We start from the raw sequence: 13,193 nt of genomic DNA, 5'->3' as shown, positions 1-13,193 counted from the left end.
CTTACATAAATCTCAATTACTTATACTCTTTCTGCAACAACCTTCTTTTGCACATGAAATATTATCTAATTGAGATTGTGATTTAGTGAATAATTTGGACTTACATAAATCACAATTCACTAAATCACTAATTCACAATTAATTAAACTCCTTCTGCAACAACTTCTTTAACTTCTGGAACCATGCGAGTTAAAAGATTTTCAATTCCTTGTTTCAATGTGATAGTTGAAGATGGGCAACCAGAACATGAACCTTGTAAAAGAACCTTAACCGTTCCTTCATTGAAAGAATGAAAATTGATTGCTCCCCCGTCAGACTCTACCGCTGGACGTACATATTGGTCTAAAACCGCTTTTATTTTTATAACCGTTTCTGAATCTTGCTCCCCTCCTGCTGCTTCATAAGCGGCAATTGTTGCTTTCGCAAAAACCTCTTTTTTATCTTCAAAAAACTGTTTCAAAAATTGTTTCATTCCGAACAACTCATCTTCCCATTTTGTCTCATCGTTTTTGGTAACAGTGATAAAATTTGAAGAAATAAAAACTCTTTGTACAAAATCAAAACCGAAAAGTTCGACTGCTAATGGAGAGTTTTTCCCCTCTACGATAGCGTCAGCAGGCGTTGCATAGTCAAAAGAAGAACCATCTGGCACTAATTCAAAGTTCAAAACAAACTTCATTGAATTAGGATTGGGCGTTGATTCTGTATAAATAAGTATTTGGGGCTTCAACATAATTTCTTGGATAATAATTACTTGTTTGAGTCGATATAACAGTAAAATTACAAAATAAGTTTGGTCTTGATAGAATATAACAAGGATTCTATCATTTGGAATCTGAATAATTTAATAGCAGAACGACACGTGAAACGGTATTTCTAAAGCCCTAAAAGCTAATATACACATATACTATTGATAGTTTGTATAAAAAGCGTAACTGTATTGAAAGTCAGATTGTTATGGACTTATCCACGTATTATCAACATCAAACTTGTTTTTTTTATTGCCAATCGTCTGATTTATAGCGAACTTAGGGGCAGTAAACAGTTATCAGTAAACAGTTATCAGTAAAAATTTTTCTACTAACTGTTCATTGATAACTATTCACTGATAACTGATTCAAAAATGTTAGATATAATTCAACTTCTTCCTGATTCTATTGCCAACCAAATTGCGGCTGGAGAGGTAGTTCAGCGTCCTGCCTCGGTGGTGAAGGAGTTGTTAGAAAACTCCATAGATGCAGGAGCAAGCACCATTCAATTGATTATTCGGGAGGCTGGGAAAACGCTTATTCAAGTAATTGACGACGGTTTAGGAATGTCCGAAACCGATGCTCGAATGTGTTTTGAACGTCACGCTACTTCAAAAATTCGTACTTCTGACGACCTTTTCAAAATCCGTACAATGGGTTTTAGAGGTGAAGCAATGGCATCTATTGCAGCCGTTGCCCAAGTCGAAATGCGAACTCGAAGAAAAACGGAAGAGTTAGGAGTTCTTGTCAAAATAGAAGCATCTGAAATAAAAGCTCAAGAAGCCGTTGCAACAGAGCAAGGCACGAGTATTCAAGTGAAAAACCTTTTTTACAATGTGCCTGCCAGACGTAATTTTTTGAAATCTAACCCCGTTGAAATGCGTCATATTTTAGATGAATTTCAACGAGTATCTTTAGCAAATCCAGAAATAACGTTTACCTTACACCATAACGATTCGGAAATCTATAATCTTCCTGCTGGAAAATTGAGCCGTCGGATTGTAGATTTATTTGGTAAAAATTATCGAGAACAATTAGCTTCTTGCGAAGAGGAAACTTCCTTCGTAAGTGTGCGTGGATTTGTTGGGAAACCAGAATTTTCTAAGAAAACTCGTGGAGAACAGTTTTTCTTTGCCAATAATCGTTACATCAAAAATGGTTATTTGAACCATGCCGTAATGTCGGCTTTTGAAGGACTAATTGCCGAAGGTACACATCCTTTTTATGTACTTTTTATTGAAATTGACCCTATCCACATAGACATCAACGTTCATCCGACAAAAACGGAAATTAAATTTGACGACGAACGTACCGTTTACGCCATTGTGCAAGCTGCCGTTCGGAAGGCGATGAGTCAGCATAACCTCACTCCTTCTCTGGATTTTGAAACCGATGTGAATTTTACCAACAATATTTTCAATTTCGGAAATTCTCCTTTCCAAACGAAACAACAAAGTGCTGAAACTTTTAATGGAGGTCCAGCCGTGACAACCGCTATTCGTCATGATAATTCTTCTCCACGTGAGCGAACCAATTTAACTAATTGGAATAAACTCTACGAAGGACTCAACAGAACGGCAGACGATTTTGAAAGAAAAGAAGTAAGTCAAGCCAATTTTGATTTTGGGAAAGATTTTGAACCAACACCTTTTACCTTAAAAAGTAAAGCTAACGATATTTCGGATATGCGTTTGCAAAGAGGTTTTCGAGATTCGGAGGCGACGACTTTCCAAATTCATAATCGTTATATTGTCTCGCAAGTAAAATCAGGAATGTTGCTGATTGACCAACGGGCGGCTTATGAACGTATTTTGTACGAAAAATTTACGCAACATCTACAAAAAAATGATGGAGCTTCGCAACAACTGCTCTTCCCGACGACCGTAACACTAACGCCCGTAGATTTTCATTTGGTACTTGAAATTCAAGAGGAAATTCGGAATTTGGGTTTTGTATTGAGTGTTACAGGACACGATACTTTTGTGGTCAACGGTATTCCTGCCGATTCGCCTGATGAAAATGAGCAAGCCATGATTGAAGGGCTTTTAGAGCAATTTAAACATAATGAAGCCAATTTACATTTAGATAAATCTGAAAATGTGGCTCGTTCAATGGCGAAGCGTTCGGCTGGACGTTTTGGCGTTCATGCCCTTACCGTTTTAGAAATGAATGCTTTGGTAGAACAACTTTTCGCCTCGTCAAATCCAAGCTACACACCAAGTGGCGAATTGACGATGAAGATTTTATCTTTGGAAGAAATGGCGGGGTTGTTTTTGAAGTAGAAATAACTGTACCACTATAAAAAATGAGGGCTTCGTTTAACACGAAGCCCTCATTTTTTATCACTACCTTATCAAACTCCTTTCCATTTAATAGCACACCCCACTGATTTTGTTACATTCACAACAACGGGCTTCCCAACTAATAGGCTATTAACGGCATCTTCAACGTAGCGTTTTGTTACACCGTTGGCATCTTGTGTATTGTCGTCAATTCCACCAATATATTGCATGATGAATTTGTCTCCTTCACGTTTTACGACAAAAACAGAAGGCGTGCGAGCTGCACCAAAAGCACGAGCTACGTTTTGCGTTTCATCTTGTAAATACTCAAATGTATAACCTTTAGACTTGGCTACGGCTTGCATATTCTCAAAAGAATCTTCTTCGTAAGCCGCTGGGTCATTGGGGTTTATAGCTAAAACAGGGTAGCCTTGTGAAGCATATTTTTTGTCTAAAGCCATAATACGACTTTCATAAGCCTTTGAGAATGGACAGTGGTTGCACGTAAAAACGATGATATAGCCTTTCGCAGAACGGTTTTCAGCCATTGAAGTTACACCTCCAGAGGTACTTTTTAGCTTAAAATCAGCCACAACATCGCCAATAGCGTAACCTTTATCTATTAGCGTATTTGTATCGTTATTAAAGGCAAAAAGTATTGCAAGCCCCATAACTACTACCGCAACGGAACTTAAAATGTATATCTTTTTCATGATTTTTTTCATTTTCAATATTTCTAATGTGTTATTATTCAGACGTTTAAATTTTATAAAGTAACGGGTCTTAATGGTGATTGTGTGAGTTGTGAATTAGTGATTATTAAAAATGTGGGCAAAGCCTTAATTACTAAATCGTAATTTACTCATTTACAAATATAAAGCTAATTAGCACCTGTTGCTGGAGTCATTTTCTTTAATTCATCAACAAAATGCTCCATATTCACTTGTCCTTCAAAGAAAACCCGTTTTCCCATAGTTAAATTTATTAATAAAGTAGCAGGAATTGTACCAGACCAATCTTTGTCCACCTCATCAATCCACGCATTATAGTCGGGTTCATCTAACAATACAACTTCAGATTCGATGTTATTTTTACTCACAAAAGACGTAACTTTTCGGAACTATATACTTATTGACGCAAATCTATAAAAAGTCCCATTCCTGTATTTAAAGGCACTTTTTAGTTTATAATTATCAAATATTTGATTTAATTTTGAATAATTTATAACCTCATCTTTTTTTGACATTAAATCTGTTTCTTTTTTGGTAATCCAAATTGTTGTAAAATAATTGCAATTCCGTAACTAAATTGCGTAGAATTACTCTATTTTATTACAGAATAATGCATTAAGTTGCCTAAAAATTCTGTAATAACATATTCATTTTAAAAATTCTTAGTTTAACCATATTTAATCTTTACCATATTAACTGCTTTTTTACACAAAATTATGGCTGAATCACGGAAATACAGTGTACTTACTTTGAAAAAACTATTTGCATTGAGTGGAAATAAGTGCTGTTTTTTAGAACAAGATTGTTCAGTTCTCTTATTTGATGGTGAAACTTTCAATGGTGAAATTGCTCACATTGAAGGGTTAAACAATAAATCAGCCAGATACAATTCCCAGAATATAAATCCAAATGAGTTTGACAATTTAATTGTTATGTGTCCATCACACCATTCCAAAATTGACAAAAACGAAGGGAAATATACAACATCAATTTTAAAACAATGGAAAGCAGAGCATGAGGCTAAATTTTTAGAAAATCCTACGTTGATTGATGAAGACAGAATCAATAGTATTATTGAAAATCAAATAATTATTGATAACTCAATAACAACAATCAATAGTAATAACACTATTAACAATAACTATTATGGAAATCAATCAATTAATCAAATACTTGAAGATGACGAAATTATTAGGGAAATTTTTGATTATATTGACACATCTATTACTTATCCTTCCGAACACATACGTTCTTTAACGAAGGAAAATATCAATTTTAGACTTAAAGTCAAAATAGACTTAAATTTTCCAGAAGAACATAGAAATAGGGTCAATTCTATGATAGTAAATTCTACAAAACGAAAAAATCTTGTTGATGACTATCTTCGAGAATTAAGTGAGCTTAATGATGACAAGCCAGATATTTTGAGAGAAAAAATCCAATCATGTTTCTGTGAAATATTGGGTGTAACTGACCACAATATTAAAATTAAAGACTTTTCGGCGTTTGAAAAACTTGCTAAAAGAATACTACCAGTGAGATATATAGAAGACTCAAAGTATCAAATTAATGCAAAAGCAATTATTATCCATTATTTTGAAATTTGTAATCTTGGAGAAGAGCCTGTTGATTTGATACAACTAAATTTATTCTAATGGTTATTCCATCAAAAGAAGAAAACTTACATAAAAGCCTGATTTTTTTAGGTTATGACATTGTTAAACTGCTCAAAAAGAAGGAATATAATATTGAAGATTTATTTCTAAAAATGAAAGATATTAAGCAAATAAATCTTTATCAATTTTATAATACTCTGACCTTTTTGGCAATGTTTGATATTATTGTCTATGAAAATTATACAGTACGACTTGTAAAATAAAAATGTATTTAAAAAAGCTATATAGTGAGCCATTAGGTTTATTCAACTCTGGAATAACTCAAAATAACAATGTTGTTGAGTTTAAGAATGGAGTAAATTTTGTATTTGGCAAAAAAATAACTTCAAATGAACCCAAAGAATCATTAAACGGTATAGGAAAATCCACTTTTTTAAATTTGATTGATTTTTGTTTGTTAGCAGATTTTAATACACGTACTCCAAGACTTTATGCTAAGAAAGAGTTTTTGAAACAATACACAGCAGTTTTAGAGTTTGAATTAAATGGTGTAGATTATGTTATAAAGCGAAGTTTTGCAAAACACCAAGAGGTTGAGTTCGGAACAAATATTTTTGATTTACAGACTTTTCAGACGAAAAACCTAAAACTAATCCTTACAGAGAAAATATTTTCAAATCCTGATTATGAAGGTATTATTAAGGATTCATGGTATAGGAAATTAATGGTGTTTTTCCTTAAAATTCACAAAAGAAATGGACAACTTTTTGAAGAGCCTACTGAATATATTGTGTATGGAGCAAACAAGCAAGTAGAACTTAACCAATATAACTTCTTTTTTTTGGGCTTAAATAATTCATTGATTTGCGAAAACTTTGAGTTGATTTCTAATATCAAAGAACAACAAGCACTTATCAGAAAGCAGAAGAGAAATATTCTTGAAAATTATGGGATATTGAAAATTGATGAAACTGCAAATAGAATTGAGTTCTTAAAAAACGAAAAAGCAAGGATTCAAAATATCGTTGATAACTTTAAGTTAGCTGAACAACATCAAAAAAGAGAAGACGAGTTAAATGAATTAACTAATCAAATTAAAGAATTAGCTGCTCAAAACTTTTGGGATAATAGAAAGGTGGAATCTTATAAAGAAAGTTTGAACCTTCCAGATGGAAATATTCAACAAAGTACAGTTAAAAGCATTGAGAAAATGTATAGTGAGTTGAATAGGGAGTTGGGAAATGTTATTAAAAAAACGTTAAATGAGGCTTTGTATTTTCGTAAAATGCTATCAGAATCAAGAAAAGATTTTTTAAACAATGAGATTAAAGAACTTGAATTAAATATTGCTAATAGAAGCGATGAGATTATTAATCTTGATTTAAAACGCAGTTCTATATTTCAATTATTAAATGTAAATCATGGGGCAATTAAAGATTTGCAAGAGGCTTTTACGGTTCTTGGTGATACCAATGCAGAGTTAAATAAAATTACTGAGTATTATGAAGAATACAAAAGGTTAGAAGAACAAGAAAATATTTGGAAACGTCAAGGTGCAGAATTAAGTAGAAGTATTAAAGAATTAATTGAAGATTCGGAAGAACTCATTTCACAATTTAAAAAAGTATTTAACCACGTCCACAATCAAATTTATCCAGAAAGTAAAAGTTCGGCGTTTTCAATTGAAGCTAATAGTAGAACAGAATCAAAAGTTAGTATTAAAGTTTCCATGCCTTCCGATGATTCAAAAGGGAAAAATAGTGGTCGAACTTTAATCTATGACTTATCAATATTATTAAATTCAATAAATAAAGGTATAGCACTGCCAAGATTTTTAATACATGATGGGATTTTTGATAGTATGGATAAATCACATTTTGTATATACTTATAAATTCATTTCAAGATTGATTAATGAAGGAAAAAAAATACAATACATTGTTACGTTAAACGATGATGGAGACTTAACAGAAAAATTTGGAAACAAGGAAGGTGAGTTATCTATCGACAACATAGAAAAACAAGCAATCGTAAAACTATCTTCAAAAATCAAGTTCTTAAATATTTAGTCAGATAATAAACCGCTCGCAGTTTTAAAATAACTTAGAGCGGTTTTTTTACAATTTGGTTTAGAAAATAATTCTTTTAAATTGAATTTTTACGGAATTATTTTCTTTTAAATTCATGCTTTAAAGAAATATATTATATATTTACTCCTGTTAATAAAATACTTTCCAGTTTAAAACAAAATAATGAATCTTATAAAAATTGCTGACTCATTTCCAACAGAGACGGAAGCTACTAATTATTTTGAGTATGTGCGTTGGGGCAATAAGCCTATTTGTTGTCATTGTGGTTCTAAAAATGCTTCAAAAAGATACGTTGATTTTAGATATTTTTGTAATGAATGTAGAAGGAAATTCTCCGTTACCTCTGACACTTATTTGCATCATACACGGCTATCATTAAGGGTTTGGCTAATGTGCTTTGCAATCATAAGTGATGCAAAAAAAGGAATCTCCGCTTTGCAACTTCATCGCCATTTAGGAATCACACCCAAAACAGCTTGGAAGATGTACCACCAAGTCCGTGAAATCATGTCTGACGGCTTTATTTCCCTAAATGGCATCGTGGAAATGGACGAGACCTATGTCGGGGGAAAACCCCGTAAATTTCAAAGTGCCAAATACACGGGTGCAATGGACTATAACGAGTATTTGGAAGATAAATTAGAAGATTTAACAGATAGATTTACCTTTGACAATAACGCTATTAAGAAAAACGGTTTGACAGAAGATGCCCCCAGAGGTCGTGGTACAAGTAAAGTGCCTGTCGTGGGTATGGTGCAAAGAAATGGGGACGTGATTGCCGAAGTAATGAAGAAAACTAATTGGAAGAATTTTAAGGCAATGGTTCAGCATTATGTAGATATGGATGAAAGTGTGCTTATCACAGACGAATTTAAGGCATATAGCAAGTTTGACACTATCATAGAGCATATTAAGATTGACCATAGCAAGATGTATTCCTACAAAGGACTAAACACAAATAGTATTGAATCCTTTTGGGCAATCGTAAAAAGGGGAATTATAGGGCAATATCACAGCGTAAGTGAGAAATATCTCCCAAATTATGTAGATGAGTTCTGTTTTAAGTACAATAATCGTAAATTTGATGATATGTTTGAGACTCTTGTATTTAACTCTATGCTTCCGTCAGATACAATAATCAAAGGAATGACTACAAATTCAAAAAAGATTAGAGACGGCAAAAAGCGAGCGAGAGATGTTGTCTCATCTCAAAAAATGCCCTCAAAAGCCGCATAGAGGGCATTTTTGGGCTTTTTGAAAGTTGCGTCAATAAGTATATAGTTCCGTAACTTTTTCCTTTAAATCCTTCGGAAAGTCTATGCTAACCATCAAGAAACGCACTTTCTTGGTTGAATATTCTTGACTTAGTTTTTCAAGACTTGGTAACTCCTCGACACATGGACGGCACCATGTAGCCCAAAAATGCACAACTAAAGTGGTATCAGTGGCATGGTTTATAAGTTGTTGCAAATCCTCAAACTTAACAATTTCTACTTTTTTGTGTTGTCCAATTGCTTGAAAAACAGACAAATACAGTCCCAAAGACAGTATTTTGAGCATTCTGTTCCAATACATACTTTTTTGTTTTTGGATTGTTTATTTTAGATTACTTTTACATTTTTTGAAATAACGTGTTAATGATTGCTATAACGTTCTATCATCCAGCGTGTTATAAAAAAAGAAATGAATAAAAATAATCGTAAAATTTGAAATAAAAGTAGTCGATAACTTTTAGATTTCAAAACAAAAGCTGTACCTTTGCAACCCAAATTAAAATTTCATTAAAACAATTTACAAATGTACGCAATCGTAGAAATCGCTGGTCAGCAATTTAAAGTTGAGAAAGACCGTTACCTCTACACCCACCGTTTGGCGGGAGAGGAAGGCGCTGCACTGGTTTTCGATAAGGTTCTTCTTGTCGATAATGACGGAGACATCAAAGTAGGTCTTCCGACAGTAGCAGGTGCAACAGTTTCAGGTAAAATTTTAGCTCACGTTCGTGGTGAGAAGGTTCTTGTTTTCAAGAAAAAACGTCGTAAAGGCTATCAAAAGCAAAACGGCCACCGTCAAGATTTGACGAAAGTATTAATCGAAGGAATCACATTTTAAGATAGGGATTAGGGGTTAGGGATTAGGGATTAGGGAATCTTTAATAAATTCTCAAAACTTAAAACTCATACACTTTAAGCTCATAAACTCATTCAAGAGAAATGGCACACAAAAAAGGTGCGGGTAGTTCGAAGAACGGCCGTGAGTCACACAGTAAACGCCTTGGCGTTAAAATTTTCGGAGGTCAGCCAGCAATTGCAGGAAATATCATTGTTCGTCAAAGAGGAACAGCTCATAATCCTGGCGTAAACGTAGGTCTTGGAAAAGACCATACTTTATTTGCTTTAGCTGATGGTTTAGTAACTTTCAAAAAAGGATTTAAAGGACGTTCTATCGTTGACGTATTACCTTTCAGTACTGTTGTAGTTGATGCTCCAGTTGCTAAAGCGGTAGAAGTTGCAGCTCCAGTTGAAGTTGTTGCTGAAGAAGCTCCCAAAAAAGCTAAAAAAGCGAAGAAAGAAGAAGAATAGTCTTCACGTTTTCTTTTCTCAAAAAAGACTCGTTCAATAATTGGACGAGTCTTTTTGTTTTTTGGGCAAGTTCTTTCTTGTAAATTCGTTCTAAAGAAAAAACCTATTAGTGTATGCAAAAAATCTATACAGTCCTCATTATTCTACTTTTTGCTTTTTTGTCCACAAAAGCTCAAGATAATCAACGTTATATGGCTTTGTCGTTAGTCAATGTTGATTATCGCAATTCTCAGATAGACCAAATACAAAAGGCTTCAGAAATCGGAATGAATGCTGTAATTATCACAGTTCGTTGGGATGTTATCAATCAATTTAAGGTAAATACTCCTAATCCTTGGGAACAGTACGATTTGCAAATTCAGTATGCTCGAAGCAGAGGTATGAAAATTTGCTTGCGGGTATGTATGTACACATGGTGTAACGTAAAAGTTATTGGAGCTGCTGACGATAATACCGTAGCTCCGTGCGATGGACTCTCAAATGCTGATAGAATGGTGGGCTATGACGTTACAGGTAAAAATAAGCGAGTTCAACAACAAGCAACGGGTTATAACGGTTGTGATTTGATTGACGACTGTGGACACGTACTTTCTTATAGTTTTGCTTCTAAACCTTTTCAGGAGCGAAGCCAAAATTTTGCTCGCTTAGTTGCCAATCGGTATAAATATTTGTTAGATACCAACGATTTACTTTATATGAGTATGGTAACAACTGCTGAACAAGAGTTTGGTTTTCCATATAAAACGACCAAAGGAAACGATGGCGGTTTCAATGCAATTTTTGATTATTCGCCTACGGCAATTGCAGGATTTAGAGAGTTTTTGAAAAATAAATATGGCAATGATTTTAAGAAATTTCAATTAACATGGGGAGCAAGGGGGAGAGATTTCAGCAGTTTTGATACCGTTGAACCAACCGCACCCGCAGGTTCTTTTGCATGGGGTGTATTTATTGGCAACGGAAAACACACGCAGGATTGGTATATGTACCGTCATAGTTTGTTGAAAAATTATTCTATGAGTTTTGTAAAAGCTGTAAAAGGTGTTGATAACAGAATAAAAGTCATTAATGATTATGGCTCAATTACCGAAACCAGAATGGGAACTTACGGTTTTAAAGATATTGGGGAAGGTTCAGACGGTATAAAAGTAAATAATGCCCCTTTTTCTGACCATCGACATATTACAGATATTTGTCGGAGTAATTTTCCTGATAAATGGGTGATGAATGAAGCTGAAGGACCTTTTGCCACCCAACAACAATTTGAAGAATGTTATACGCATGGAGCAAAATTAATGAGTGCCTTCAACTATAATTTAGAAGAACCCGCTCAGAAAAAAATGCTTACAGAAATGGTTAATAAATACATTAAAGGCACAAATGGAACGATGAAGCCCGTTGAAACCTGTGGCGTTGCCCTTTATAGTGTGGAGGATATGCTCACAAACGATGGCTGTAATAATTCGGACAGAACGAATATTACCAATACCTGTCGGTCATATAAAAACTGGCGAAGTGTATTTGATGCCAATGGAAACAAACCCGTGAGAATTTTATTGAATGAAGAATTTGCTACCGATATTCGCTACACTCAGCCAAGCTCTGATTATTCAACTTGTGGGACAATTCCCAATTTTAAAGATACTTATAACAATACCTGTACAAAATTAACGACTTTGCCCAATGCTCCAGAAACGTATCGAGGAGGAGTAGAAAGTGTTGATTGTCAAGAAATAACAGGTTGGGCTTTAGACAGTAAAAATCTTGAAAATATCTTAACCGTTGATGTTTATATTGATAGCGTAAAAATTGGAACAACGCAGGCAAACTTAGGGAATCGTTCAGATTTAGTGACAACCTTTAATAATCAACAAGCCTACTTTCGTTCATTCAGATACGTTTTGCCCGATACTGCTTGGTTCAAAAGTAGTACTCGGCATAAGATTACGGTAAGATTTGGCGGAACAAATAAGACCTTAGAACCGCAGACAGAAACCGAAAAAACATTACGTTGTTCTGGAAGTGGCTCTGGCGTTTGTGGCGTTCGGTTTAGGTTGGGTATTAATCCCGATTCTTTGGCAAACGTATTTCCGACAGGAGCAGAGTTTGAAGTAAAAGTTAGTTCTAATTTGAAATGGAAAGTTGCAAAATCTGTTGCTTGGGTGACAGTAAGTGCGGATACGGGTTCTTTTGATAATACTTTTCGATTAAAGATTTTAGCTTCTTCAGAAAAAGATACTCGGACGGCAAAAGTTACCATTTCGGGAGAAGGAATAATAAAAACGATTTTCATAACCCAAAAAGGAGTAGGAGAGAAGTGCAATGATTGTAGCGATAAACCTATCATTACCGACCCCATTGATATTGAAAAAGGTCCTGTCGCTTCATTGGCTTATCGTGGATTTGTTGAAAAAGCCAATTGTTGTTCTGTAAAAGGTTGGGCTTATAATACTGAAAATTATGATAATATTCTGACTTTAGATTTATACTTAGATAAACAGAAAATCGGTACAACACAAGCCAACAGAGGTTATCGTTTTGACTTGGTAAATACTTTAGGAAGTGAAAAGCTATTTTACAAAACCTTTTGCTTTGATATTCCTGCAAGTGCTTGGGCATTGTTTAAAGATGGGAAATCAAGGCGTTTAACCGTTAGATATGCAGGTACAATTACTGCATTGCCCGAAGCTGAAACCTTCGTATTGACTTGTCAGGAAAAAACAATTTGTCAAGAATCTGAATTATGTATCAATCAAAATGATTACGACAAAGAAATAACTGCCTATCCAAATCCTACAAATGGTAAATTTGTGGCAGAAATTTATTCAACCGCAAGCCAATGGGGAACAATAAAATTTGTTACTTCAATGGGTATAATATTGAGAACAGAAACGGTTTTTCTCAATCAAGGCATAAATAAACTAAATTTAGATGCTTCCGATTTGAACAATGGGGTAACGATTTTGTCGATACAAATGGAAAATGGACGAAAGTTATTGGGGAAAATAGTGAAAATGAACTAAGTATTGTTGATGATTTGTTAATAGATTAATCTAAGTACGTGTCAAAAGTTGTAAGTAATGTTTAATTATCTGACTATCAAAGGTTAATGCTTTTATTAGGTGGTCTAATCCATACCTAAAAATG

The 13,193-nt window shown here is 34.2% G+C and carries 11 protein-coding genes and 1 pseudogene; 8 read left to right on the top strand and 4 right to left on the bottom strand.

All coding sequences use genetic code 11. The annotated features are described in order from the left end of the window. Window positions 1–142: 142 nt before the first annotated feature. Window positions 143–733 carry a NifU family protein gene (locus tag LV89_RS21150; protein WP_109744924.1) on the bottom strand — a complete coding sequence of 197 codons (591 nt, stop codon included), beginning with the start codon at window positions 731–733 and terminating at the stop codon, window positions 143–145. Window positions 734–1,123: 390 nt separating this feature from the next. Here LV89_RS21150 and mutL point away from each other — a divergent pair, with 390 nt between their 5' ends. Then, window positions 1,124–3,031, top strand: a complete 1,908-nt coding sequence (gene mutL / locus LV89_RS21145; RefSeq protein ID WP_109744923.1) for a DNA mismatch repair endonuclease MutL — start codon at window positions 1,124–1,126, stop codon at window positions 3,029–3,031. Window positions 3,032–3,102: 71 nt separating this feature from the next. Here the strand turns inward: mutL and LV89_RS21140 are convergent, their stop codons facing one another. Both LV89_RS21140 and LV89_RS21135 read right to left on the bottom strand, forming a co-directional pair. After that, window positions 3,103–3,744 (bottom strand): thioredoxin family protein, encoded by a 642-nt coding sequence (locus tag LV89_RS21140; protein WP_109744962.1) that lies wholly within the window; start codon window positions 3,742–3,744, stop codon window positions 3,103–3,105. A gap of 167 nt (window positions 3,745–3,911) precedes the next feature. Further along, the gene (locus LV89_RS21135) at window positions 3,912–4,130 is read right to left on the bottom strand and encodes a hypothetical protein (RefSeq protein ID WP_146199221.1); all 219 of its coding nucleotides are present in this window, start codon (window positions 4,128–4,130) and stop codon (window positions 3,912–3,914) included. A gap of 348 nt (window positions 4,131–4,478) precedes the next feature. Between LV89_RS21135 and LV89_RS21130 the strand changes: the two genes are divergently transcribed. The 4 genes from LV89_RS21130 to LV89_RS21115 all read left to right on the top strand — a co-directional run bounded on the left by LV89_RS21130 (window position 4,479) and on the right by LV89_RS21115 (window position 8,703). Then, window positions 4,479–5,417: a hypothetical protein gene (locus LV89_RS21130; protein WP_109744921.1), complete on the top strand. Its 939-nt coding sequence runs from the start codon at window positions 4,479–4,481 to the stop codon at window positions 5,415–5,417. Continuing rightward, on the top strand, window positions 5,417–5,641 hold the full coding sequence (locus tag LV89_RS21125; RefSeq protein ID WP_109744920.1) for an ABC-three component system middle component 6: 225 nt from the start codon (window positions 5,417–5,419) through the stop codon (window positions 5,639–5,641). The genes LV89_RS21130 and LV89_RS21125 overlap by 1 nt, the downstream gene beginning before the upstream one ends. 2 nt (window positions 5,642–5,643) lie before the next feature. Beyond that, window positions 5,644–7,446 carry a DUF2326 domain-containing protein gene (locus LV89_RS21120; RefSeq protein ID WP_109744919.1) on the top strand — a complete coding sequence of 601 codons (1,803 nt, stop codon included), beginning with the start codon at window positions 5,644–5,646 and terminating at the stop codon, window positions 7,444–7,446. A 183-nt stretch (window positions 7,447–7,629) separates the two neighbouring features. Continuing rightward, the gene (locus LV89_RS21115; RefSeq protein WP_109744918.1) at window positions 7,630–8,703 is read left to right on the top strand and encodes an IS1595 family transposase; all 1,074 of its coding nucleotides are present in this window, start codon (window positions 7,630–7,632) and stop codon (window positions 8,701–8,703) included. A gap of 30 nt (window positions 8,704–8,733) precedes the next feature. Here LV89_RS21115 and LV89_RS21110 read toward each other — a convergent pair whose 3' ends face one another. Continuing rightward, window positions 8,734–9,042, bottom strand: coding sequence for a TlpA disulfide reductase family protein (locus LV89_RS21110; protein WP_109744917.1), 309 nt, complete (start codon window positions 9,040–9,042; stop codon window positions 8,734–8,736). A gap of 222 nt (window positions 9,043–9,264) precedes the next feature. Here LV89_RS21110 and rplU point away from each other — a divergent pair, with 222 nt between their 5' ends. The 3 genes and pseudogenes from rplU (at window position 9,265) to LV89_RS21095 (ending at window position 13,069) form a co-directional block, all read left to right on the top strand. Beyond that, window positions 9,265–9,576, top strand: coding sequence for a 50S ribosomal protein L21 (gene rplU, locus LV89_RS21105; RefSeq protein ID WP_109744916.1), 312 nt, complete (start codon window positions 9,265–9,267; stop codon window positions 9,574–9,576). A 101-nt stretch (window positions 9,577–9,677) separates the two neighbouring features. After that, window positions 9,678–9,926 (top strand): annotated as a pseudogene (rpmA, locus tag LV89_RS21100) (50S ribosomal protein L27); the annotation flags it as partial. 233 nt (window positions 9,927–10,159) lie between these two features. Then, window positions 10,160–13,069, top strand: coding sequence for a BACON domain-containing protein (locus tag LV89_RS21095; protein ID WP_109744914.1), 2,910 nt, complete (start codon window positions 10,160–10,162; stop codon window positions 13,067–13,069). The last annotated feature ends 124 nt before the right edge of the window (window positions 13,070–13,193 follow it).

It is taken from the genome of Arcicella aurantiaca (assembly GCF_003148625.1).
In the GTDB taxonomy this organism is placed as follows: domain Bacteria; phylum Bacteroidota; class Bacteroidia; order Cytophagales; family Spirosomataceae; genus Arcicella; species Arcicella aurantiaca.
Note: the sequence above shows the minus strand (reverse complement) of the source record. Positions and strands in the feature narration are given on the sequence as shown.

Coding starts and splice junctions, on each gene's coding strand:
- mutL (WP_109744923.1), top strand. CDS start 1,124: ATGTTAGATATAATTCAACTTCTTCCTGATTCTATTGCCAACCAAATT.
- LV89_RS21140 (WP_109744962.1), bottom strand. CDS start 3,744: ATGAAAAAGATATACATTTTAAGTTCCGTTGCGGTAGTAGTTATGGGG.
- LV89_RS21115 (WP_109744918.1), top strand. CDS start 7,630: ATGAATCTTATAAAAATTGCTGACTCATTTCCAACAGAGACGGAAGCT.
- LV89_RS21120 (WP_109744919.1), top strand. CDS start 5,644: ATGTATTTAAAAAAGCTATATAGTGAGCCATTAGGTTTATTCAACTCT.
- LV89_RS21150 (WP_109744924.1), bottom strand. CDS start 733: ATGTTGAAGCCCCAAATACTTATTTATACAGAATCAACGCCCAATCCT.
- LV89_RS21110 (WP_109744917.1), bottom strand. CDS start 9,042: ATGTATTGGAACAGAATGCTCAAAATACTGTCTTTGGGACTGTATTTG.
- LV89_RS21125 (WP_109744920.1), top strand. CDS start 5,417: ATGGTTATTCCATCAAAAGAAGAAAACTTACATAAAAGCCTGATTTTT.
- LV89_RS21095 (WP_109744914.1), top strand. CDS start 10,160: ATGCAAAAAATCTATACAGTCCTCATTATTCTACTTTTTGCTTTTTTG.
- rplU (WP_109744916.1), top strand. CDS start 9,265: ATGTACGCAATCGTAGAAATCGCTGGTCAGCAATTTAAAGTTGAGAAA.
- LV89_RS21130 (WP_109744921.1), top strand. CDS start 4,479: ATGGCTGAATCACGGAAATACAGTGTACTTACTTTGAAAAAACTATTT.